Origin of the sequence: Pseudomonas synxantha BG33R, from assembly GCF_000263715.2 — a bacterium.
GTDB classification, from domain to species: domain Bacteria; phylum Pseudomonadota; class Gammaproteobacteria; order Pseudomonadales; family Pseudomonadaceae; genus Aquipseudomonas; species Aquipseudomonas synxantha_A.
The window spans coordinates 14406-36624 of record NZ_CM001514.1 but is presented as its reverse complement, the minus strand read 5'-3'; the positions used below and the strand labels follow the sequence as shown (position 1 = coordinate 36624).

The following is a 22219-nucleotide window of genomic DNA, read 5'->3' as shown; positions in this document are numbered from 1 at the left end:
TGCCGCCATGTCGATCTTGCAGGCCATCAGAACCTTTTTCTTTTACCTGCTGCTGGGCACCAGTTCGTTTCTCTGGTGCACCCTGAGCTTTTTTATTGCCCCCTTCCTGCCGTTCAAGGCGCGTTATCGCTTCATCAACGTTTATTGGTGCCGTTGCGCGTTGTGGCTGAGCAAGGTGTTCCTGAACATCCGTTTCGAGGTCAAGGGCGCAGAAAACGTCCCGGACCAACCCTGCGTGATTTTGTCGAACCACCAAAGCACTTGGGAAACCTTCTTTCTTTCCGCGTACTTCTCGCCCCTGAGCCAGGTGCTTAAGCGTGAACTGTTGTACGTTCCGTTCTTTGGCTGGGCCATGGCCATGTTGCGCCCGATCGCCATTGACCGTGACAACCCCAAGGCGGCGCTCAAGCACGTGGCCAAGAAGGGCGACGAGTTGCTCAAGGACGGCGTCTGGGTGCTGATCTTCCCCGAAGGTACGCGTGTGCCCTACGGCACCGTAGGCAAGTTCTCGCGGGGCGGTACCGCATTGGCGGTCAACGCCAACCTGCCGGTGCTGCCCATTGCCCACAATGCCGGCAAGTTCTGGCCGAAGACCGGCTGGGCCAAACGCGCGGGCACCATCACCGTGGTTATAGGCGAGCCGATGTACGCAGAAGGCGAGGGGCCGCGTGCGATTGCTGCACTGAACGACCGCGCAGCAGCGTGGAATGAAGCGCAGCAGCGAGCCATGGGTTCCCTGCCTCCTGAGCCCTTGGTAGTCGAGACCCCGGCGATTTGAGAATCTGTGGATAACCTGTGTACGCTTTGTTGGCGAATTGGCTTTTTTGATTCATAACATGCTGATTTAGCTGCATATTTCTGAAGGTCATAAAATCTCGAAAAACGTGCATAAGTTTTTTCTTCATAAAAAAACCGGTCCTTGTGACCGGTTTTTTATGCACAGCAGAAAAGTCGGTTTTTTAGTCTTCCAACTGCGGCAATAACAGGATGAATGTCGAGCCCTTGCCCAGCTCACTTTCACAAACGATGCGTCCGCCGTGCCGTTCCACCACAGCCTTAACCATCGTCAGCCCCAGTCCAAGACCGTCACTGCCCTGGGCCGAATCGAAACGCCGGTATTGGCTGAACAGTTCCGGTAAATCATCGGGGGCAATCCCCGGCCCCTGATCGCTGATGCGGCATTCCAACCACCCCTGTGCACTGCCGTGTCTTAACCTGACGGTAGTGCCGGATGGGGAGTATTTGATCGCATTCTCCAGCACGTTGAACAACGCACGGGTGAGCAGTGATTGATCGGCATGGATCATGGCTTCATCCGCTTCATCCAGGTCGTGGACCAGGTGGATGCCCTTGAGTTGCGCAATCACCGCCACTTGATCAAAGGCGTCCATCACCAGCATGGCGAACAAGGTAGGCTGGAACTGGTAACCGTCAGCCTCGGCCTTGGCCAATTGCACAAAGGATTCGGTAAGGCTCAAGGCCCGTCTGACCTGTTGCTCGACCTGGGCAAAGACTGGCGATTCGCCGTTATGCACATCCAGCAGGGCGAGGATCGCCGAATGGGGTGCGCGTAGGTCGTGGGAGAGGAAGCGCAGCATGGTCTCGCGATGCTGCTGGGCTTCTCGCTCCTTGCTCAGGTCCGTCAGGCTCAACAGCCATCCGAGGGCGAAGTCACCTTCGGCCGGAAGCAACGGCGCAAGCTCCATCCGCAGACTGCGTTGGTGGATATCGCGGAACTCGACCAATTCCAGTGCTGACAGGGCAGGGCGTACGCCGTTATGCAGCGGGGGATAACCCAAATCGGCGAGTTGTTCGATGAGGTTTGAATTGACCAGGTCGTTACCGAACACATCACGGGCTACACGGTTGGCCAACAGAATATTGCCCTGTGGGTCGGTTATCAGCGTAGCCACCGGCAGGCATTCCAACCCGTCAGCCATAAAGCGCCGCGTATCACGCGTACGACTGACTGCCTGCTCAAGGGCAAAGATCCGCCCCTGCAACACATCACCCTTGCTGGCGGGCGCACGACGACGCTCCGGCAGCACCTTGGGCTCGTTATCCAGCCGCGCCAGTTCCCAACCAAAGTAGGCCAGGATGACGCTCAGGCGCCGCCAGTTCCAGATGAGATAGCTGAGTAACAGCCCGATCAAACATGCGGCGGGAGACCACCAATGCCCAAGGCGCAGCAATGCCCATGAGCCCACGAGCGCCGCGGTCATGCCACCCAGGGTCATCCACAGGGCGTAGCGAGGGCGATACAGCAGAAGGCCCAGCAGCAAGGTCACCAAGGATGTCGCCAACAGGGCAGCAAGCCATCCGGGCAGGTCGACAATGCTGCGTCCCTGCAACAGACCATTGAGGATATCGGCCTGGATCTCCACTCCTGCGGTCGTGCCGACGGTGGAGGAGAGCGGTGTCACAAAACGATCGGCCATTCCATACGCCGTGGCACCTATCAGAATCAGCCGGCCGCGCAGTGTCTCGGGAGGTACCTCGCCGCGTAATACGCTGAGGTAGGACACGCTGGGAAAGTGGTCATCTTCCGAGGTGAAAGGCACGCGGATTTCATGCTCCTGATGCCACTGCTGGCTGCTGGGCTCCTGGGCAAGGCCCGGCATTACCGGTGCTTGCTCACTCAGCGCGAACGCCAGCCATGCCAATTGAGGGAGCGTGCTTCCCGGTGGGCCTTCACGCAGATACACGCTGCGTACGATGCCGTCGCTATCCGCTTCGACGTTGATATGCCCCACGCCCTTGGCGCACTTGAGCAACGGTGACAGCGGCTCTCCTGGCAGGCTGGGACTTACACTGCTATCACCGACGATGGGCAGCAGTACATTGCCAGCATTGCAGACCGCATCAGCCAACCGTCGTCCATCGGCCCCCTTGCTAGGTTCGCTGAAGACTACGTCAAACAGAATGCCTGCCGGCTGGGCGGCGCTAAGGCGTTCAATCAGATCTGCATGCACGCTGCGCGGCCACGGCCATGGGCCGAGTACTTCCAGGCTGGGCGCATCAATGGTGACCAGCAGAATCCGTGGATCCACCGGTAAAGGTGTCAGTCGGCGCAGGCTGTCGTAGAGAGGGTTATTCAGTGCCAGGCCCGGGCTCAAGGACAGGTAAACGGTAAAGGGAAGTAACACCAGCCCGATCAACAACCATTCACGGACCAACCCGTGGAACAACAGCTGTGCCTGGGTGGGTTGGCGTTTCTCGGCTTTACGCCATAGTTTCACAGGGCTACCGCCGAAAGTATGCGAAGGCATTGATGGTCATCGGGTAAAGGTGTCATAGGCCCACTCCCTCTCCATGTGGTGACGTTCAACAGTGTTCTGAAACAAGTGAAGCTTATTTCGGTCTCAGTTGAGGACTTTACCCAGAACCGTGCAACAAACCATACCTCACCTTGTTGCAGGGCAGGGGTATGAGCGAGTCCTTTTCCTCACAGACAGGAGCCGGTATCTTTGCTTTGAGCATCACGGGATCTTATCAGCGTATCGAGAGATACAAGGATCGTAGAATCCGCCCATAATTGTTCAGATTCAGAGGCTGGCTTTGCACAGTCGCCTCTCATTAAAGCAGTCGTATTTTTTGTAGGAAGGACCCCCATGCGAGTCGCAATACTGGATGACGAGCCCGCCGAGTTGCGACGGGTGGAACAGACACTGCGACAGATTCCCAGCACTGCAGAACAGCCATGGTCGCTGCATTTCTTTGAGCGCGGCGAAGACCTGCTGCGCCAACTGCGGCGGGAAACCTTTGACCTGCTGATCCTGGATTGGCAACTGCCGGATATCTCGGGCATTGCCTTGTTGCGCTGGACCCGCGAACACATGGAATCGCCCCCCGCGGTAATCATGCTCACCAGTCGCGATGCCGAAAGCGATATCGTCACCGCACTGAACAGCGGCGCAGATGATTACGTCAGCAAACCCTTTCGCCCCAACGAGCTCAAAGCACGCGTCAGCGCCGTCCTGCGACGTCACGGCCTGCAGAAGTCGGCTACCCAGGAAGTGCAGAGCTTTAATGACCTAACGTTCGACGATGCCGAACTGACCGTCACCCGCGCCGGCAAACCCATTAACCTGACAGAACGGGAATACCGCCTGGCCAGTTGCCTATTTGCCAACCTGGCCCGGCCGCTGTCTCGCGAGTACCTGTATGAGCGGTTTTGGAGCCATGAGGAAATGGTCTCGTCACGGCCTTTGGATACTCATATCTACCGTCTGCGTAACAAGCTCGGGCTGACGGCGGATCGCGGCTGGCAGCTGTTGACGATCTATGGATATGGGTATCGTTTGGAGAGTGTGGCTACTACGGCGCAAAGTTGAAATCTTGATGTTCCACGTGGAGCATTTTAAAACGCTTAACCATCACCCAATAAAAAAGGCCAACGCTAAGCGCTGGCCTTTTTGTTCAAGCAGGTTTACCTGATGTCGATGGGCGGATTAAGTGTCGCCTAGAGCCGCCTGGATTAAGGGGACATTGCTACATACTGGGCAGGAGAAATGTCATGTATGTGCCGTATTTGCTGTCGTTTGCTAAGCCTTAGCCAGGAATAAATGTCGTTTTCCTGAGAGTCGTCTATCAACCGTGAATGTCCACCGGTCTGAAAGGCACACTATGATCTTGGCTCTGATCTTTTCGGGCTGGCGCATCTCCGCAACCACCGTACCCACACTGCCTATCAGCGAAGTCGGAAAGATAGAGTGAATCTGTGGGATAGCAGGTCTCTAAAAATTGCTGACGAATAGGGGGATTGAAGAAAAGCTGAACAGTGTTGTGCAAATCACCTTTCTTCACGGAGACAAAAAAGCCCCTGTAAAGAGGGGCTCGAAAAAGTAGCAGTGTAGATTAGGTCAAATCTACAGTTGGAGCAGTTGGGGCGTACGCCTTGACCGCAGCAATCCCACCGTCACGGGCTTGGGAGCTAGTATAGGTTTCACTCGTACCGATCACCTGGCCGTTACTGGCATTCAACGTGAAATAATACTGAGCATTCGTAGACAGAAGCTTCTTGTAATAGCTGTCGTAAGGCGCATGTGCTTTGACGGATTGGATGCCGTTTTGGCAATTTGCCTTAGTAGTATAAGCCTCGCTTGCTAGGATTTTTTCACCATTTGGAGCCTTAAGCCGGAAATAATACTGTCGGTTTGTACCCAGAAAAATCTCGAATTTCGCGCTCATTTTTTACTCCTTATTTCTCTTTGCGGACGCCTTTGAACGGCGTTTTGTCCGAAGTTTTCACGTCCATAAACTGGCCGGTCTCAGTATCCCGTTTAACCCAATGACCCGATGGGGTTTGAGTTTGAGAGCGATCCCGGACAGCACCATTGCGATGCCCATCACCCGAAGGAGGATTCGTAGCCATAATTATTACCTTTCTGATTAATTTACACTGTTTAACCAGGGGTCAAAACCCTTGGCTCCGTGAAGAAGACTACTCTCAAATTCTGAATGTGTAAACCTGTTTAAGCAGATTCCGCTATGGCGTAGTACATGAACTCGATTCCGCCAGACTCTGCTGCTTCCTCTGCCCTCAAAATATACCCGCTATCTAAAAGCTTTTTCAGCTTGGTGCTGGCATTAGGAACAGATATTTTCAGAAGATCTGCGGCTCTAGCGGTCGTGATAGAGCCGTTGGACAGGACGCAGCCCAATAGGTCGGCGGCGGATGGACTCAACTCGGGCCCAATGACCTCAAAGCTGCGATTCGTCCAGACAGTGAGCGGCTGCTCTTTCGCCTGAGCCGCGTAGCGCCAGTTATCGAGCAAGTCTCGACTTTTGACATCCTTAAGGAAAAAACCGCGCTCGCCTTTGAAAAGCTTGGCGACTGCTACGACACTTTCACGCGGGAAGGATGCATCCGTAGCCTCAATCCCATCCAAAGAGATGCCAAAGATTAACGCGTGAGGATTGGCCTCGACGACGTCCAACAGCATTCTAAAGGTCGCCTTCCCCTGCACATTGCCGAAGGGATGATCGTCGCCAGTTAGGTCTAAAAGCTTGATAATGGGGGTTTTCTGATTCATTTTCTCAGTTTAACCAGAGTCTCTTCACTGTCAATCAGAAACTCTACACAGATGTGTGTTCCCAGGATGGACGGCAAATTCAATCGGTGGTCAGTGATCAGCCGGGTCTTCTCGTAGACCAATATAAGCTCAAAGTTCTGCTGACGTATCGTGACCGTAGCGTCAAATTTAGCCGCCACCTCACCGCTGACTTTTAGACCCAGGCCGCGCGCGTCATCCTCTGAACGAGAGATTCGACCTCGCTTGAAAATCTGCAACAGCAGTTGCGGCCCTAGATCAGGTGCGGAGAGATCCAAGCTTTGAAAAACCTCAGGATGCCGCGTCGCGAGCACCGGCATGAGACTGCCGACGATACCGACGCCGCTATCAGATATAACAGTCTGGACCTTTTTGCTCCTCGGATAGTATTGGAGGGCAGCAAAACCAGGGATCTGCGACTGCGCATGATCCCGTACATTTCCAAAAAGCTCCGAGATAAAAGTGAACGAGGCCTCATAACGCTCACCCGCGAATGTCACTAGGCTTTTTTTGAATCGCTTAGGAATACTTTCATCAGGCACTTGATGATGAATTACGGCCAGCTCTATAACTCCGTCATTGTTGCCTCGATAGGCCTCGGCAGCTGACCGGCTTGGTCGTCTCGGGAGGACCCGGACTTCCGAATTGAGATGATCAAAGAAGCCCAGACGATTCAGGTAGGTCCGCGTCTTTGAGCAATCAGTAAGATCGATAGCAACTGACTTACCAAGGAACGTCAACTGGTTACACAGGGCGAGAACTCGGGCTGCCGCGTCAATCATGAGCTTGCAACCGACGGGCAAAACAAACTCTACCTCAGTGCATTTGAAATCCAGGGGTGACCCAGCCGTAGCCAGGGCTTGCTCAAAGGACTTGCAATCAACCCATGCTTCCTCCATGAGCCGAACTCTGATTTTTTCCGGACTCACTAGTGACCAGAACCGATCTGTGTCCACAGAAAAAATATGAGGATTTCCGTAGAGGATAGGGTTGACCACAGTCTTATGGGACTTGAGTAGTCGAGCGATATTCTTAACCGGCTCAGCTGGGCTTTCTCTCAGAATTCTTTCAATATCCGTAATCATCGATATTTGCTCAACCACATGGTGTCCTTGCCATACAAGCCTTTCTCGCTCGTCAAAGCGGCGGCTCTCTGAGCCATCATGGATATCCGAAGTGTCATCTCAGCGTCAGTCCTGCTTCGGTGGTATCAGCATCGCTTTCTACATCTTCGCCTTCCTCCTGCACATCTCCTTTGTAAGCAGTTTTGCAGGTAGCTTGCTCAATCAGCGCCAGCAGCTGTCGCTGCCTATCCTCCATAAACTCCTCAAAAGCGTCCCCCCTGAGTATCTCAGGATCGATAAAATGAGATTTGAGGTAATTATTTAAGTTTTTCGAACCCACACCAGGTGTTGAGGTGTCGCCCAGGAGCTTGAACAGGTCGATAGGGTTGGTTTGAAATGTTGAACCCGCCATCGGAGCAATCCTTCGCGAACTGATGCAAGAAAGCCAGCATGCCTTTTTGGCTCGTATCCGCATAGCTCTTCTTGAGTACAAAACAGTACTACTTAAGCTCAGCTCCGCCTGACATAGACAAGCAACAATCAATTGCATCCACCGCCCGTATCAAATCCAACCTCAGCGATGGAAGCGTCGCGAACATTACAACGCTGTTACGTTGAGACATTTCCAGAAAGCTTGCCAAGACGGCATCGGAGTGCTGAATAAGACGAGCCAAATGCTCACCTCGCGGGCCGCAAGTCCCTCTCAGCCAGTTTTTGGCAGTCCTCTCGTTCGCATTTGTCCACTTCATTAGTGTCTTAACTGCTTGGTGCGTCGAGCCCAGCTCACCTTGCAAAGCCACCGCCAATCCCGATGCGTAATCTTGCCTAGTCGGAAAAGTTTTGCCCTTTTTAGGAAGCATTTTTCCTCCGTTAATCATCTATGGTTGAAAGACACACCGCTTGCTTGAGTAGCGCCCCGACGGCGCACGTCTAGTGTGGATGCACGCAGGGGCTATTGCGTATGCGCAGTCATAAAAGTGCTCACTCAGAAAGCTCACGCCACGACGCAGGCTCGGCAGCGGCTTACGTCCGGATGTCCACAGAACATCAGCAGTATTCAACTGAAAATCAGCTCGACACAATCAAGCTCTATGCGGCAGCGCACTCCCTCGAAATCGTCAAAATTTACACCGACGCCGGTAAAAGTGGTCTTCGCCTAGAAGGGCGTGATGCTTTGATTCAATTGTTCACCGACGTTGAAAGCGGCCAAGTCAGCTTCTCCACCATTCTCGTCTACGACGTCAGCCGCTGGGGCAGATTTCAAGATCCGGATTTGGCTGCCAGCTTCGAAGTAAGGTGCCGACAGGCCGGTGTCTCGGTTCACTATTGCGCAGAGCAATTTGCTAATGACGGATCCCCTCTCTCGAACGTCGTCAAGAATCTAAAGCGAATGATGGCCGGTGAGTACAGCCGCGAATTATCAGTGAAAGTTTTTGCAGGGCAGGCACGTCTGATTCAAATGGGCTTCAGACAAGGGGGGATGGCAGGCTATGGGCTAAGAAGGCAACTCGTGGATGCAGCCGGAGCCCCCAAAGCTGAACTGGTTTTAGGTCAACACAAAAGCATCCAGACAGATCGTGTCAAACTGATCCCAGGGCCATCGGAGGAGGTCGCGACGGTTCAGTGGATCTATAAGCAATTTGTTGAGGCGGGCTATACCGAAAGGGAGATTGCCGAGCAGCTAAATAATCGCGGACTCCAAAGCGACCTGGCCAGGCCATGGACCAAGGGTGCAGTCCACCAAGTGCTCACGAATGAGAAGTACATAGGAAATAATGTCTGGAATCGCTCATCTTTCAAACTCAAGGATGAGCACGTACGAAACCCTCCGGACCAATGGGTTCGAGCAGATGGTGCATTTCCAGCCCTAGTGGATCCAGTATTGTTCGCCGCTGCCAGGGAGATCATCCAGTCACGCAGCTATCGTATGCCCGATGCCGAGATGCTGGAGAGACTCAAACAGCTCTATGAAAAATCTGGCTATCTGTCGGGTCTGATTATCAATGAGTCTGACGATTGCCCCTCCAGCACGGCGTATCAATATCGATTTGGCAGCCTTCTACGGACTTACTCGCTGATTGGCTACACCCCCTCTCGGGATTACGACTACGTTGCCGCCAATCATCAACTTCGACTGATGCACCCACTAATTCTGGCTCGGACGGTGGAGCACATTCAGCAAGTAGGAGGAAGAGTCGCCATCGATCCCGTAAGCGACCTACTCCAAGTCAACGAAGAGCTGCTGATTTCTCTTGTACTGTGCCGCTGTCAGCGTGGTAGCTCTGGGGCAAGTCGTTGGAAAATTCGCTTCGACCTTGGTCTCTCGCCAGATATCACCGTAGCCGTCCGTATGGAACCGGGAGAAGAGTTAGCCCGCGATTACTACATACTGCCGACAATCGATATTCAACAGCCCAACATCCGTCTGAATGAGTCCAACGCCTCCAACCTGGAAATCTATCGCTACGACAGCCTCGAAGCACTTGCGCAGCTGTCTCGTCGCACTGTTGTGGGAAAAGCCGCATGAACATGCCACAACACCCTCGAAGCCCACATCATGTCGGGGAGGCTGCAATCATCCAAATGATCAGTCTGGATCGTATTCGAGTCCTCAACCCTCGTGCGCGCAATAAGCAGGTGTTTGCCAAGCTGGTCGAAAATATTTCGAGCTTGGGCTTGAAGCGCCCGATTACCGTCACACCCTCCAACGCCCAAGAGCCTAAAGGTTTGTTCGAATTGGTATGCGGGCAAGGGCGATACGAAGCTTTTTGTGCGCTCGGCGAAAGAGAAATCCCCTGTGTCGTCGTCAGTGCCAGTGAGGCAGACCGATTTCTCATCAGTCTTGTAGAAAACCTTGCACGCCGTAAACACACCAACAAGGACTTACTTTACTCCATCCAAATCCTTTCAGAGCGCGGATACACCACCAAACAAATCAGCGTCAAAACCAGCTTGGATCCGACTTATATCAACGCCATTCTTGTGCTCTTGCGCCAAGGAGAGGAACGGCTGATCGCCGCCGTGGAGAAAGGCTGGCTACCACTCAGTATCGCCACCGAAGTCGCCAGATCTAGTGATACCGAGGTGCAAGTGGCGATGGTGAAAGCCTATGAGACAGGTGTATTGAAAGGCGAACAGCTGATCAAGGTCAGACGATTAATCGACAGACGAAGGGCCTTGGGGAAAAATTATGGCCAACGGCGATCAACCGCCGACCAAACGACGACGCCGCAAAAACTCCTGAGGACCTACCAAACCGAGGTCAGGCGCCAGAGAGTCATGATTAAAAAATCCGACATCAATGAGCAACGCCTACTAATCATGGTAACTGCCATGCGGCGACTGCTGGCCGACGATTATTTCTGCACGCTGCTGCGCAGCGAAAAAATTCCGGACATGCCTAAGTCGTTGGCTGATCGTATTCAAGGTGAGGGCTGATCATGGCCAAGGTGAAACAAGGCTTTGAGAGACAGATTATCCCTGTCCACCTCGACCAGATTTTACCGACCCGAACTCTGGATAAGGAGATCGAGCAAAGCAAAAAATACTTAACCATCATGACGTCCATTCGGGAGCTGGGCGTCATTGAGCCGCTCGCGGTGCATCGACAACATAATAACGTGGAGGGTACTTCAACCTTCATGTTGCTGGATGGCCATCTTCGCTTGTACGCGTTAAAAGCACTGGGCGCCAGCGAGGCCCTGTGCCTGCTATCAACCGATGACGAAGGCTTTACCTACAACCGGCAGATCAACCGCTTAACGCCTGTGCAAGAGCACAAGATGATCCTCGCCGCTATTCATAAGGGCATTTCCCCAGCCCTGATTGCCAAGGTACTGGGCATCAACGTGGACCGCATCCATGAGCGCCAGCACTTGCTTGATGGCATTGCCCCTGAAGTAGCGGAAATGCTCAAGGTCAAAATGGTAAGCCAGGACGTTTTTCGTACGCTTAGAAAAATGAAACCCTTCCGCCAAATTGAAGCGGTAGAACTGATGGTTTCCGCCAACTGCTTCACCCAGACCTATGCAGCGATGGTGCTGGCGGCGACGCGCCCAGACATGTTGATTGAGAAAAAAACCAACCTCGCATCCGAGGTCAGCGTTGAGGAAATCGCAAGGATGGAACGCGAGATGGAAAAGCTGTACCACGATTACAAAGTCGTTGAAGAAACGCTGGGGGAAACGATGCTGATTCTTGTGGTTGCGAAGGGCTATATCGTACGACTGCTACGCAATGAAAACATATCGAGCTACTTAAACCGCTGCCATGGCGAACTCTTGGAAGAGCTAAGCGCGATCATAGACGCGGTCAGTTCCGACGCCAGAACGCCCGAACGGGAATGACCATTTAAAAACCGATCTTTTTCAGTAACGCTCAAGTGGTCTGAGTGAAACCGCTGAGAGGGGCCAAATCGAACTGCAATCTTCTAGGCACAGGCCCCCCATCGTCTGCAAAGGCAGGTCGAACAAGGGTGTGCTTTCATCAAGACGGCAACGCACTATCTTCATCCAGAATGGACGCGCCGCTGGGCGTGAGCGGATCCAACCAATCAGCCATACCCCGCGCCCAATTCAGCAACGACCGCTGCTCTGGATTGATATCCTCACCCTGGTGCTCCTCCAGCGCCGCAAGATATTCCCGAAGGCGTACAGCACGCTGCCAACGCAGCGCCTGGTCTTCCAGTTGGGCCAAACGTTCTCGTTCTAGCGCTTGTGCTTGCTGTCGTTGCACAAGGGAGTGCCGGACCGCCTCGCGTTCCGCAGCCTCAATCGCGTACCGCTCTTCGCGCTGAAGAATCTCAACCGCTCGGGTCACCATCAGCACAATCAAGTGATTGAGCTGATCCTCTACCGAGCGGGCGCTGGAATCACTGACTTTTCCACCAAAACCGTCGCTGACAATTACCTGCAATTTTCCCGTGGGCTGAAACTGCCACTTCGGCCAATACCCTGCCTCACCAGCGGCGGCTTCCGCCCGCTCTGTGGCGGTGGGCACATAGTTCAGGCGATGCGTGGGTTCATAAAAACGGACAGTCAACGCCACACCCAAGACTTTCACCTCCATACGCTGCCGCCCCGGTGTCAGGCTATAGCCCCGCATTTCCAGGGATTGCAGCAGGGCATTGGCCACGCTCAAGGTGCGCGACAGCAATGCTGGTGACACGGAAAGATCCAAGGTGCCTGCGGTGGTTTGCGGCAACCCTCGCGCATCAATTCTTGGACGTTGCAGCGAAGCCTGGGCCGCAACCACCACGGGGTGCCAAGCCTGCACAGGCATCACTACGCGGATGCGGTTTTCCTCTCGGGCCTCAAACTCGATCACCGCCGCCAACCGAGGATCGACAGGCGTAGGAGAATCAATAGTCGCCGGGCGAGTGGGGCGTCGCAAAGCACTGGGTGCACCGGTGTAAGCCGTTAAGACAGGGGCAACAGGTACCGATTTACCCGCCGCCCGCTTGGCCCAATACCCTTGGGCGGGACGAGGAATGTTTAGGCGGGTACATAGTTTGGCAAGGCCCACATCCGACAGACCGTAGCGGCGAGCGACAACGGTCAGGGGCTCGGCCCAAACTTCCGCCAGCAGTTGAGCGCGATCATACAGTTGCCCCATGCACTAGATCCCCCCGTGTAGATGAAACCACCACCGATTAAACCGAAGCTCGATTATGCGCACTGCGGTTCGAATCCACTGTTTCGCTCAAGACGCGTACTTGGGGCAGGGGTCGAGCCCTCGGATTGCGCACCAGCGTTCACTGCGCCCCGTTTAAATCAGAGGGTGAACATCACACAGCTGTAAACCAACGTGTTGGCAAACATGCGTTGGCCGCTACCAACGTGCAAATTTTGCACATTGCTCTTTAAACACGGCTTATGACGCGAGGACTTTCATCAACGGCTTCTCCGCCGTACGCTCATCAGCTCCGTTCGGTGCTATGAGCATTCTGTCGTTATAGCGCGCAGACAGGCGTTAAAAAATAGCCAAAAAAAGGAGATCTGTTAAGGCTTGCGATAAGGCTGAGGTTTCCCGAATTGCGCGGCGATTTCATCGCATTTTTTACGTAGCTCCTCATCCACGCGAGCCCGCGCCTCATCATCAAGGGAATGATATTGAGCCTGCCAGGCTGCCAGCGCCTTTCGCTTTCTCACTTGATTTTCGGCCTTTAGAGCAATCAATTGATTGAACGCCTGCCGCTTCAGCCTCTTATCATCATCTTCAGGCAAGTCGGTCATGGCGATCTCTGTGATAGGGGGAACGGCTTAAGATTTGATCGCTCAGCAAAATAGCTGTATCGCGGCCGTCACGATCCGACGGCTATGTAACCCTTCCGGGTGTGGCGAAAAAGCCATTAGCTATTAGCTAACCAAGACTCGCGAAAATCGCATGTTTCATTCTCAGCCCGTCGCCGATATACGAGCCCAGCAGCCGGTTCTCTTAATGCAGGCCGTTCGGTGTGAAATGATAGCCCTTGACCACTGTCTTGAGCAGCTGGGCGAGTGAGGCTCGTCCGCCCTTGCGGTCGAACGTGACAATGACGTAACAGCTACCTGAGCGGGTATGGATTGCCCAAAAATCCGTCCAATCGGTGACCTGCTGAATATCGCTCGTCCGGATCAAATGACCGTCGGCAAACTCCCCTTCCGGCGTGCGTCGGACATGTCGATACGTATTGCCCACACAGCAGCAACTCGCGAAATGAGCATTGATGAGGAACGCGGTGATAGGTCGACCAAAATCAGCCCGCAGGGCCCATGCCAACCGTCGTTGTGCATACTCACTCGGTTTGATCATCCTGAAACCTCCTAACGTTGAATCGCGTGCCTAATTGGCCGCGTTGTCTAGCTGGAAATTTTGCGTAACACTGGACTGTTACGCAAAATAATCACGTTACACAGCGCCCCGCTTTAAGCCTTGAGGCGTGAGAGGTGCCAGCGCAGGATTGACGCCTGATGGCATCAATCCCAGCGTTATCCAACGCGACTTGCTTTCAGTATGACGAGCCAGGTCAGCACGCTGCGAGCATTCAACTGGATGCCTGCTGACGTTTGTTCAATTGCGCAGCGCGCAACAGGTCATCAATACGGACGAGTACACCTCGCTTGACACCACAACCGGCAACACCCACCGGGGCCACCTTTGCGGGCTTCAGCGAAAGCAGCAGATGGTTGGATTTACTACCTGAACGGCTTGCCAGATCAGCCAACACCGCGTAATTGGACATGAAGTCCAAAAGAGCAGACAGCGGGATGCGGTGCTGCGGACGCCCAGCGTGTATCTGGGTAACGGCCCCTAGGACGCCCTGTTTGATCCACTGCAAAATGTTCTCGTGTTTCCATCCACGCAGCCTGACGATGTCAGTCACCAAGAGCATAGGCTCACGCTCCGTGTCGATGACGTTATTAGTGATGTCCTGCAAATCGAAGCGCAAGCCCGCCAAGCCATGAAGTGAGGTAACAATTAAAACGGGACGAATTTCACTGGCAAGGATTCTGTGCAGCACATTGCAAATGCTGTCGGTCGATATCCCACGACGACCGGATATGTCATGCAAACCCACAAGCCTTTCACTCGGGACATCACGCACATCGAGCGAACCGGCGAGTCTCGCAACCAGTGCCAGAACCTCTTCAGCAAAAAACTCTCCGGCGACCAACGGCGGACGCTCGCTCTTGGTCCGCTTACGTAGAGCCCCAGCCTGCATCAATCTCTCAAACACGACTTTAGATACGCCCAACTGTTTACGCGTAGTCGTCGCATCAAAGTATTGCTGTCGATCACGGCGGACTTGCTCAACAACATTACGGTGAATGGAGACGAACCGATTCTGCCCACGGACGGTATGCTTACCCTCGATTTCACCTGTAATAACAGCTGTACGCACGAGTTCTGAGCCCATGCCTATCAGACGGCCAGCCTCCTCAGACGTCAGCCAGCACTTGCCCTGAAGGTGCTGAGGATCAAGGGTGCTAATTCTTAGGTTAAGATGCCCATCGAACCCTTCTGAAAGGTGCTGGACGAGCGCGTTACGAAGGCAGTCGTAAGCCGTATTCAGATAGCGCTGATGCAGCTCCCGATACCAGACGCCAAGACGCTTGGCCAGCCCCGGTCCCTCAGTGCTTTTCAATCGCATTGCCAATGCATTATCGAATCGGTTAGGCCAGTCCATCATCAACTCAATGCCGGAAAGAGTCCGTGCGCCAAGCACATCGATAGTGGGTTTTCCGCTGGGTATTTTTGACTGCGGAGCCAGTGCAGCATCTCCAGGAAAATGTCTGCCGAGAAGGCTGAGCAGGTCAACAATATCGACGGGAGCTAGGCCTCGCTGCCAAGCCAACGGGAGAGAGTGTCTAGCGACGTGGTCAACATCCAGCAAAAGAGCTGAAAGCGCCAACTCGCCTCTACTGGCTGCAATAGCGGGGGCTTGGGCATGTGCGCTGCCGCACCGGCAAATCTCAAGAGAACTGTCCCTACCGATAGGATGATTACACGCACCACAGTGCGAAACGAGCCTAACCTCGTGATGCGGACATGCCGTAATGGCCCCGTGTGTCCAACCGATACGCTCATAGGGGGCTTGGGCAATACAGAGCGGACAGATCTTCACGTTCCGCCCGTGATGTTTTGCTTGTAGCAGAGCTGCAATGCTTTCCTGCTGTACTTGGCGACGCGTCAGTTCGGCGACACCAACGCCAAGCTCCGAAGATAGCCGCGCAAGTTCCGATTCGCTGTACGTCAAACGGCTCTTGAGTCCAATGCACTTCAAAAATGCGCCGACACTGGGGGCGAAGTTGCGCTCACTGACACGTCGCAAGAAACCGCTGAGTGATTCATCCGAGTAGGGCTGAAGGCTTACAAGCAGTGTCATTGCGCAATCGCCTTCGATTTTTTTGGAGCGAGCATCTGCGCCTCAACCAGCATTCTGGCGTATCCCTGTCCGAGAAGACTCTCTACAGGTGGCATGCCCTCGAAAGGATTGAACTCAAGAAAGTTCGTGTTCACTGCCTGGCTGTAAGCTCGGGCCAGGGTCAACTCGTCGATACTCCTATTCTTCGCCAGATTTTCCGCCGCGCTGAAGAGTTTGATGAGCATGCCGACACGCCCCAGCGTTGCACCGTAAACACGTCGGGCATAGTCGATATTCGAGGCATTAGGTATCGTCCAGCCTGAGTCATGAAATGCTTCGCTCAGCGATATCAATGTACGCCGGAACTCAAGCTGGTCCTGCTCACAGTTCCAGTTATAGGGACGAAACTCGATCACGGCCTCGGCGCGATCACGCAGCTGTTCGTTTCGCATGAGGACCTCATTCGCTTTGGGCAAGCCGGTCATGACCAGGGTTAGCTCCATTTCCTCGCACAGCACTTTGAGCCAATCTGCTGCCTCGCGAGCATGAGTACGAGACCCACGCTCTACAAAGTGCTGCATTTCGTCGAGAACGAGAACCCGCGTACCGGCGACCTTCATCAACTCGCAGGCCATGCGTGTCAGCTCTTCCGAACTGGAGCGACCATAGCGTGGGCATTTCAAGCTTTCCAACAACGCAATGGGAAACGAGCGGCGTGTTGGGTTAACCGGCGTTACTACCCGTACGATGGGCACTTTTCTAACGCCATTAACTACATGCTCGGGATAATCGGCTATTACCGTTTTTACGAGTTCGCTTTTGCCGACCCTCGTAGGACCGAAGATTGGCAGAATCAGGGATTCGCCAGCCATACCTCGAATGACAACCGACTCCAGCCGCTCTAGCGCCAAGCTGAAAGTGGCGTGTTCAATGAGTTCGTGCTTTACCAACGTATTCATCTCACTCCTCCGGCTTCAGCTTGGCTTTACTTCGACGCGGAGCCGCCGAAAGCGGCTCCAGTTTTGTTGGAGCAGCCCCCTCCGTGACCGGTGCAGGCTTCTCTTGACGCTGGCTTTCAAGTTTCTTGCCCTCACGAGCCATATATCGAGCGGCTTGATTGCGGTCCCGCATTTTCCCACTCGACACTTTTTCTCGATTTTCCAGTCGGTCCTCTTCCTGTGCAATCTGATAGTCAGTGCTCGACAGTTGAGCATCACTCTTGTAGCTCTTACGCCGGATCGCGCGGGCTTCATCGAAACTGATGTGAGGCATACCTCCCAACCGTTCAAACGCCTGAATCAGCACCGTTACATCGTCAGGGTCTTCGACGAACACAGATCGGCAGTCAAGTGGGTTAAGCCGGACCTTGACTTTGGTCTTCTCGCCACGACGTTGATACAGCCGAGCAAGTTCATCGCTGTTGTAGCCCATGGATTCGAGCGACACGCCTTCCCGACTCAAGGTCACTTCTCGCACGTGATAGCGAATACAGGCATTGCGGAACTCTTCCGGGTCCGGTGGAGGAATGATGATGTGCTGCTGTTTCAACAGTTCCATTGCACGAGCGGGCGAGCAGCCATCGCCAAATCGCCGCTCCAACCTCCGTATCGGCGTCCTCATGTAAACGTCCGAAATCCAGCGGATGATTTGTGCTTCAAGCTCCTGCACAGTCAGCAACTGCTCGGACATAGCCCGCTCAATCCGGTTTTTCTCAAACGTCGACTGTGATTTGGTGCAACCCGGTAGCATGTTGATCAGTCGAGTTTTGACTGTCCCAAAAAAGCGCTCTATGTAGGGTTTGGCTTGCGGCTTTCCGGCCATTGGATAATCGATGGTGGTGTTCAAATACCGAAGCGCGTTTAGAACGAGCCCGCCATGGTGCTCTTGCGCGTTGTCCAAAACGATAGTCTCGATAGCTGCTGGAGCGAGCCAGGGCTGTCGGAGCTGATACCGCTTGGTAAACTCCTCGCCTTTTGGACTGAAGCAGAATTCCAGTGCCGAGAGCACGAAGTCCTGAGAGGGCTTCTCGATGCCGCACTTCAACATCACAATTGCCCCGGTAGCGGCATCAATACCGGCATAGCACGTGGCTTTGCCGATACAGTTTCCTGCTTCATCACGGCAAAAAATATCAAGTGGCGTTGCATCAACTTCGACGCGTTCGTAAGGGCGCTCAACAAATAGTTTTTTCACGGCGACACGCATCTCCTGGTTAAGTGTGGCTTTAGAAACTCTGCCTTTTCCAATAAGCGAATGCTCAAAGGCTCGGATACGTCGACACACACTTCGTCGTGAGATACCGCGAAACTCTACGTTGCGCCTGGCAGCACGCAAGTGGCACTGATGGTTCACAGACTCAGTGACGGCCTTGAGACTGTATTTATCTGACATGAAATAACTGAGCATTATTTCATCGACAATGGTTTCTTCGAAGTCAAAATCATCGGCACTATTCATGGCGCGTTTATTACCGCGACAATGAAAGTTTGGTGCCAGTTGATCTGGGGAGGTGGACAAACTCGAAGTTTTTTGCCAACGCTGCACAGTTCTTTCGGATGGAAAGGGGAGATTATTGTCTGCGCAATAGTCCCTAAGCTTATTAATAGTCTCGCGCAGGGAATAACCCTCTCGGCGCTCCTTTTCAACGTAATCAAGTATTGCTAGACGTTGATCCAACGCAGACCTTTCTGTCTGTGTAAGATGACGAACTGGTTTTGCTCCGGCGGCCTTCTCATACGGTCCATAGCTTCGACGGTATTGCCCCGCAGCGATCCTTTGCTGGAATTCGTCGGGGCTCAGGAAAAACTCTTCCCCGCTCGCACCTTGGAGAATAATCTGGCTAACCGCAGGCCGTATAGCACTCACCCGAAAAACCTGATCTCTTTCAAAAACCACGCTGTCGACTGTAAGCTTTCTGTTCATACGGAAAGCTCCAGCAGTTGAAGGTGTGAGAGATCACCATGAGCACTGTCTACCCGGCTATGGGACGCAAACACAGCGCTGGAGAGATCAGCCTTGAGTGAGCCTGAGAGGAGGCCTGCGAGAATGCCCACTTGGCCTGAAGTCAGCAGCGAAGAAAGATCACTGGTTAGCCAGCTACTTTGCTTCTCAAGCAAAACGCGAAGTTCATTATCCGCTTGATCACGCAAAGGCTGCTGATACTTGGCCCGAAGCAGATGAAGGCTGGCAGCAATACGCATTTGCTCAGGGAACAGCAAGGTTTCGGGGATCAATAGAAAACGGATACCGTGCTGCCAAAGGCCCGACACGATTTCTGCCTGCTTAGGTTCAAAACCAGCAATGAAGCTTGAGTGCTTTGCATCGATCGCCAGCTTACTTCCGTCACCCAAGCGGCAAAGAAAATCAGGCGTGTAAAACCGAGGTTTGATGCCTGGTTTACGGACATAGTGGTCACGAGAGGGAAGAATTAGACAACTTTCAATCTCAATTGAGAAAGGCTGCGATGTCAGTTCTATCACTCGCGGATCAAGATCCAAAAGCGTAGCAACATCACGCTCAAGTGCGCTTTCAACTCGCAAATCGCCGCCAGGACACTTCATCGATTTAACGACAAGTGCGCGGCGACCTCGCTTCACTCTTCGTGCAACGTCTCGGGCTACTTGGGGACTTTCAATGTCACGGATCATGCGTTGGCTCCTGGGCTCAACTCGAAGTTTTATCCGGCACAGGAGAAAGTCAAATAGACTTAAATAAAGCAAAAGTATGAAAAAAATCGAATTATCAAACGCTACTCATAGCGTGACAATTTATTACTACCATTTTTCAAATGGTTAAAAAATCCTCTTCAATGGTGGGATATATATTAAAGGCAATATTAGTTAGCGTTCTACCGACCAATGGTTAGTTTTTTTCATCACTCCCTGCGATCTGGTTTCGACCATCGTCGCAAGACGTGGGGCAATGTAGGCCACAAAAATAAAGTAGTCAATACTTTTTGTGATACGATCAGCTCAGCAACCAAGATGAGCAGCGCCATGACCGAGCACGAAAACCTCCTTCACCACATCGCCTTGAGCATTCCAGCACTGCCCTTTCATGAGGCTTCTCATATCGCTTTGGTAGTTAGAGCTTGGTTGAAGGCTTCTCGTGATCAAGCCCTGGATGTTTCCGCTCGTGTAGATGAGTGGAGGGACGATCCCGATGAGCTGCTGGAAAAGTTCGTTGCCCTTGGGCATACCTGGGGTTTGGATCCGTCTATCACCGTTAGTGCTGAGGATCTCGTTCGCGTGGTTGGCGCTGTTTTGTCATTAGAGGGAACGTTCCTCGGAGATAGCTGGAACGCAGATCCTGCGCAGTGGGCTGTTAATCCAGATTCAACCGAGGTGATTTTGGCATCTTGGGTCGCGGACCTCATGGCTCTCATCACGACGGCTCATAAGCCTAGTGAGGTCTACTTACCCTTCGAGACAGTCGGTCAGCTTGCCTGCCGGGTAGCCAGCAGGGGAGCAATAGTAGCGGTTGAATCAAAAACACCACAGCTGGTACAACTTGGGCTTGTGACGTCCGGCTCTTATGGCCATTCCGTTCACCACACCGATCCTGTGATCGGCCCTTTGTTTAGCTGGGAGTCACAGCTCAAACAATTCCCGGCTGCCACCGCCGTGATTCCACTGCGGGAGACGTACCTAAAGGAAGATCTAGGGCGGGATATCTACCATCGCTTTGATCATTCATCGGCCAAGGGCCCTTTGGCGGCGATTTTCCAGATCATAGCCCAGACGCAAGGGCGAGCAGTGATTCTGGTACCGGATAGCGTACTGTTCAAACCTGGTGCTGAGCACGGCTTGCGCGCCTACTTTATGGCACGGCAATGTCTTGAAGCCATAATAGGTTTACCCGCAAGCGCAGTTCAGGGGCTCAAGGGCTCATGCTCCATCGTGGTGCTGAATACCGCCAAGACCTTCGAGCAAATTCTGTTTGTTAGGGCTACACCTGAATTGCTGATGACCACGGGCACCTCAACTCCCAAAATCCATCAGCTAGGTGTGCTCATCCGCAACCGGGAGGAGGGACGGTTCAGCTCTCTAGTCAATGTGAGCGAACTACTGACTGACGACCTCAATATGGAGGCCAGCCGACATGTCACTGAAAACGTTGCGCCGAATCGTCAGCACCACAACGAATTCACCAGCATCAGCGAACACTTTGATCTGATCAGACCACGCCAACACTCCATGGGGCTCAGCGGCGCTCCCGCCGAAGAGCTTCAAGCTCAGGATATCCCTGCATTCGGCCTGGTCCGACATGCAACGAAGGCAACCGTCCACGATATGGACGGGCCTAATGCATATGACTACTTCCTAAGACCTGGCGATGTTCTCATTTGTATCAAGGGCGCGACGGGAAGGGTCGGCTTTATCAGCAAGACACCACTGCCGGGGGCAGGGGGGTGGGTAGCCGGACAGTCAGTTGCAGTTCTTCGAGCACGAGGTAAGGGTTACCTACCTCAGGCGCTTATGATGTATTTGCGGTCCCCCTTCGGCCAAGCAGGTTTGCGTCGGCTCGTGGTGGGCACTAGCGCACCAACGATACAAGCCAAGGCTCTGAGAAAATTTCAAATACCGGTTCTCACCGCTGTACAAGCGGATATGGCTTTAGAGGCACTGGAGGAGGAGGCTACCATCGAGCGTCAGATAGATGGTCTACGGCAGAAGCAGGCGAACATCAGTTCATTTCTCTGGCCAATTTGACCAACATTGACGTCAAGCGGATGCCTTCCGCTCAGTGGATGCGGTGATCACTCTAAGAGCGGTCCGGCCTCTAAGTACCTACTCAAAAAATTGACCAGTCACGCGCGGGCCTTCCGAGAGGTATTTTTCTACATTGATGTCCGTAGCAATATCGCTACGGTCTCGGTGTAAAAAGCATGCAAACTCACTTCCTCAGCATTACCCATAACATGACTCAACGTACACCAAGTAAGCCATCCACTGGCGGTTCTAAAAGCGGTGCAGGTAAAAAAGGATCGAATCCGTTCCCCGGTGGAAACTGGCCGAGCAAGGTTCACGGCGTAAAATCCGGCGGCAATCGTGGGCAAGGCTCCAAGGCCTGACTCCTTCACGGACTCTTTATCGCAAGGACGCGAACCTACCCCCACCATTCTCTAACGCCTAGATTTTCCGCCATGACCTGCTCTTGCTCCTCGCAACCACCCTATCCACGACTCGGTGAATGCTACCGGTTACTCGCGAGGGCATTGGATACGAAGTCCGGAAACCGTGATGTCGACCGCCTGG

The 22219-nt window shown here is 53.5% G+C and carries 19 protein-coding genes; 6 read left to right on the top strand and 13 right to left on the bottom strand.

Annotated elements, in window-relative coordinates; translation table 11 throughout:
* Positions 1-7 precede the first annotated feature (7 nt).
* Complete coding sequence (locus PSEBG33_RS26655) at positions 8-778, top strand: lysophospholipid acyltransferase family protein (protein ID WP_005783374.1); 771 nt, start codon at positions 8-10, stop codon at positions 776-778.
* A 181-nt stretch (positions 779-959) separates the two neighbouring features.
* Here PSEBG33_RS26655 and PSEBG33_RS26660 read toward each other — a convergent pair whose 3' ends face one another.
* Positions 960-3239, bottom strand: coding sequence for a CHASE2 domain-containing protein (locus PSEBG33_RS26660; RefSeq protein ID WP_005783373.1), 2280 nt, complete (start codon positions 3237-3239; stop codon positions 960-962).
* A 372-nt stretch (positions 3240-3611) separates the two neighbouring features.
* On the opposite strand from PSEBG33_RS26660, the gene PSEBG33_RS26665 reads away from it, so the two are divergent.
* Entirely contained in the window at positions 3612-4334 is a 723-nt protein-coding gene (locus PSEBG33_RS26665) for a response regulator transcription factor (RefSeq protein WP_005783372.1), read from the top strand.
* Positions 4335-4857: 523 nt separating this feature from the next.
* Here PSEBG33_RS26665 and PSEBG33_RS26785 read toward each other — a convergent pair.
* The 5 genes from PSEBG33_RS26785 to PSEBG33_RS30010 all read right to left on the bottom strand — a co-directional run bounded on the left by PSEBG33_RS26785 (position 4858) and on the right by PSEBG33_RS30010 (position 7977).
* Positions 4858-5190, bottom strand: a complete 333-nt coding sequence (locus PSEBG33_RS26785; protein WP_032803198.1) for a YegP family protein — start codon at positions 5188-5190, stop codon at positions 4858-4860.
* Positions 5191-5474: 284 nt separating this feature from the next.
* A complete protein-coding gene (locus PSEBG33_RS26670; protein ID WP_005783371.1) occupies positions 5475-6035 on the bottom strand; it encodes a MarR family transcriptional regulator in 561 nt (186 codons plus the stop codon).
* Positions 6032-7156, bottom strand: a complete 1125-nt coding sequence (locus tag PSEBG33_RS26675) for a hypothetical protein (protein ID WP_005783369.1) — start codon at positions 7154-7156, stop codon at positions 6032-6034. The genes PSEBG33_RS26670 and PSEBG33_RS26675 overlap by 4 nt, the downstream gene beginning before the upstream one ends.
* 76 nt (positions 7157-7232) lie before the next feature.
* The gene (locus PSEBG33_RS26680) at positions 7233-7529 is read right to left on the bottom strand and encodes a hypothetical protein (RefSeq protein ID WP_032803196.1); all 297 of its coding nucleotides are present in this window, start codon (positions 7527-7529) and stop codon (positions 7233-7235) included.
* Between the two features lie 88 nt (positions 7530-7617).
* Positions 7618-7977: a hypothetical protein gene (locus PSEBG33_RS30010; RefSeq protein WP_032803195.1), complete on the bottom strand. Its 360-nt coding sequence runs from the start codon at positions 7975-7977 to the stop codon at positions 7618-7620.
* 101 nt (positions 7978-8078) lie between these two features.
* Between PSEBG33_RS30010 and PSEBG33_RS26690 the strand changes: the two genes are divergently transcribed.
* The 3 genes from PSEBG33_RS26690 to PSEBG33_RS26700 are packed head-to-tail and all read left to right on the top strand — an operon-like array spanning position 8079 to position 11463.
* Complete coding sequence (locus PSEBG33_RS26690) at positions 8079-9644, top strand: recombinase family protein (protein ID WP_005783366.1); 1566 nt, start codon at positions 8079-8081, stop codon at positions 9642-9644.
* Positions 9641-10555 (top strand): ParB/RepB/Spo0J family partition protein, encoded by a 915-nt coding sequence (locus PSEBG33_RS26695; protein WP_005783365.1) that lies wholly within the window; start codon positions 9641-9643, stop codon positions 10553-10555. The genes PSEBG33_RS26690 and PSEBG33_RS26695 overlap by 4 nt, the downstream gene beginning before the upstream one ends.
* 2 nt (positions 10556-10557) lie before the next feature.
* Positions 10558-11463: a ParB/RepB/Spo0J family partition protein gene (locus PSEBG33_RS26700; RefSeq protein WP_005783364.1), complete on the top strand. Its 906-nt coding sequence runs from the start codon at positions 10558-10560 to the stop codon at positions 11461-11463.
* A 139-nt stretch (positions 11464-11602) separates the two neighbouring features.
* On the opposite strand, the gene PSEBG33_RS28280 is transcribed toward PSEBG33_RS26700, so the two are convergent.
* The 7 genes from PSEBG33_RS28280 to PSEBG33_RS26735 all read right to left on the bottom strand — a co-directional run bounded on the left by PSEBG33_RS28280 (position 11603) and on the right by PSEBG33_RS26735 (position 19609).
* Positions 11603-12730 carry a hypothetical protein gene (locus PSEBG33_RS28280; RefSeq protein ID WP_005783362.1) on the bottom strand — a complete coding sequence of 376 codons (1128 nt, stop codon included), beginning with the start codon at positions 12728-12730 and terminating at the stop codon, positions 11603-11605.
* Positions 12731-13116: 386 nt separating this feature from the next.
* Positions 13117-13350, bottom strand: a complete 234-nt coding sequence (locus PSEBG33_RS26710; RefSeq protein ID WP_005783360.1) for a hypothetical protein — start codon at positions 13348-13350, stop codon at positions 13117-13119.
* 202 nt (positions 13351-13552) lie between these two features.
* On the bottom strand, positions 13553-13909 hold the full coding sequence (locus PSEBG33_RS26715) for a hypothetical protein (RefSeq protein WP_005783359.1): 357 nt from the start codon (positions 13907-13909) through the stop codon (positions 13553-13555).
* Between the two features lie 232 nt (positions 13910-14141).
* A complete protein-coding gene (locus tag PSEBG33_RS26720; protein ID WP_005783358.1) occupies positions 14142-15983 on the bottom strand; it encodes a TniQ family protein in 1842 nt (613 codons plus the stop codon).
* Positions 15980-16921, bottom strand: coding sequence for a TniB family NTP-binding protein (locus tag PSEBG33_RS26725; protein WP_005783357.1), 942 nt, complete (start codon positions 16919-16921; stop codon positions 15980-15982). Before PSEBG33_RS26725 ends, PSEBG33_RS26720 begins: the two co-directional genes overlap by 4 nt.
* 1 nt (position 16922) lies before the next feature.
* The gene (locus tag PSEBG33_RS26730; protein ID WP_005783356.1) at positions 16923-18884 is read right to left on the bottom strand and encodes a Mu transposase C-terminal domain-containing protein; all 1962 of its coding nucleotides are present in this window, start codon (positions 18882-18884) and stop codon (positions 16923-16925) included.
* Positions 18881-19609 (bottom strand): hypothetical protein, encoded by a 729-nt coding sequence (locus tag PSEBG33_RS26735; protein ID WP_005783355.1) that lies wholly within the window; start codon positions 19607-19609, stop codon positions 18881-18883. Before PSEBG33_RS26735 ends, PSEBG33_RS26730 begins: the two co-directional genes overlap by 4 nt.
* 336 nt (positions 19610-19945) lie before the next feature.
* On the opposite strand from PSEBG33_RS26735, the gene PSEBG33_RS26740 reads away from it, so the two are divergent.
* A complete protein-coding gene (locus tag PSEBG33_RS26740; protein ID WP_032803193.1) occupies positions 19946-21673 on the top strand; it encodes an N-6 DNA methylase in 1728 nt (575 codons plus the stop codon).
* The last annotated feature ends 546 nt before the right edge of the window (positions 21674-22219 follow it).

Coding starts and splice junctions, on each gene's coding strand:
- PSEBG33_RS26670 (WP_005783371.1), bottom strand. CDS start 6,035: ATGAATCAGAAAACCCCCATTATCAAGCTTTTAGACCTAACTGGCGAC.
- PSEBG33_RS26735 (WP_005783355.1), bottom strand. CDS start 19,609: ATGATCCGTGACATTGAAAGTCCCCAAGTAGCCCGAGACGTTGCACGA.
- PSEBG33_RS26690 (WP_005783366.1), top strand. CDS start 8,079: ATGCGCAGTCATAAAAGTGCTCACTCAGAAAGCTCACGCCACGACGCA.
- PSEBG33_RS26710 (WP_005783360.1), bottom strand. CDS start 13,350: ATGACCGACTTGCCTGAAGATGATGATAAGAGGCTGAAGCGGCAGGCG.
- PSEBG33_RS30010 (WP_032803195.1), bottom strand. CDS start 7,977: ATGCTTCCTAAAAAGGGCAAAACTTTTCCGACTAGGCAAGATTACGCA.
- PSEBG33_RS26665 (WP_005783372.1), top strand. CDS start 3,612: ATGCGAGTCGCAATACTGGATGACGAGCCCGCCGAGTTGCGACGGGTG.
- PSEBG33_RS26725 (WP_005783357.1), bottom strand. CDS start 16,921: ATGAATACGTTGGTAAAGCACGAACTCATTGAACACGCCACTTTCAGC.
- PSEBG33_RS26680 (WP_032803196.1), bottom strand. CDS start 7,529: ATGGCGGGTTCAACATTTCAAACCAACCCTATCGACCTGTTCAAGCTC.
- PSEBG33_RS26720 (WP_005783358.1), bottom strand. CDS start 15,983: ATGACACTGCTTGTAAGCCTTCAGCCCTACTCGGATGAATCACTCAGC.
- PSEBG33_RS26785 (WP_032803198.1), bottom strand. CDS start 5,190: ATGAGCGCGAAATTCGAGATTTTTCTGGGTACAAACCGACAGTATTAT.
- PSEBG33_RS26740 (WP_032803193.1), top strand. CDS start 19,946: ATGAGCAGCGCCATGACCGAGCACGAAAACCTCCTTCACCACATCGCC.
- PSEBG33_RS28280 (WP_005783362.1), bottom strand. CDS start 12,730: ATGGGGCAACTGTATGATCGCGCTCAACTGCTGGCGGAAGTTTGGGCC.
- PSEBG33_RS26730 (WP_005783356.1), bottom strand. CDS start 18,884: ATGAACAGAAAGCTTACAGTCGACAGCGTGGTTTTTGAAAGAGATCAG.
- PSEBG33_RS26655 (WP_005783374.1), top strand. CDS start 8: ATGTCGATCTTGCAGGCCATCAGAACCTTTTTCTTTTACCTGCTGCTG.
- PSEBG33_RS26695 (WP_005783365.1), top strand. CDS start 9,641: ATGAACATGCCACAACACCCTCGAAGCCCACATCATGTCGGGGAGGCT.
- PSEBG33_RS26700 (WP_005783364.1), top strand. CDS start 10,558: ATGGCCAAGGTGAAACAAGGCTTTGAGAGACAGATTATCCCTGTCCAC.
- PSEBG33_RS26715 (WP_005783359.1), bottom strand. CDS start 13,909: ATGATCAAACCGAGTGAGTATGCACAACGACGGTTGGCATGGGCCCTG.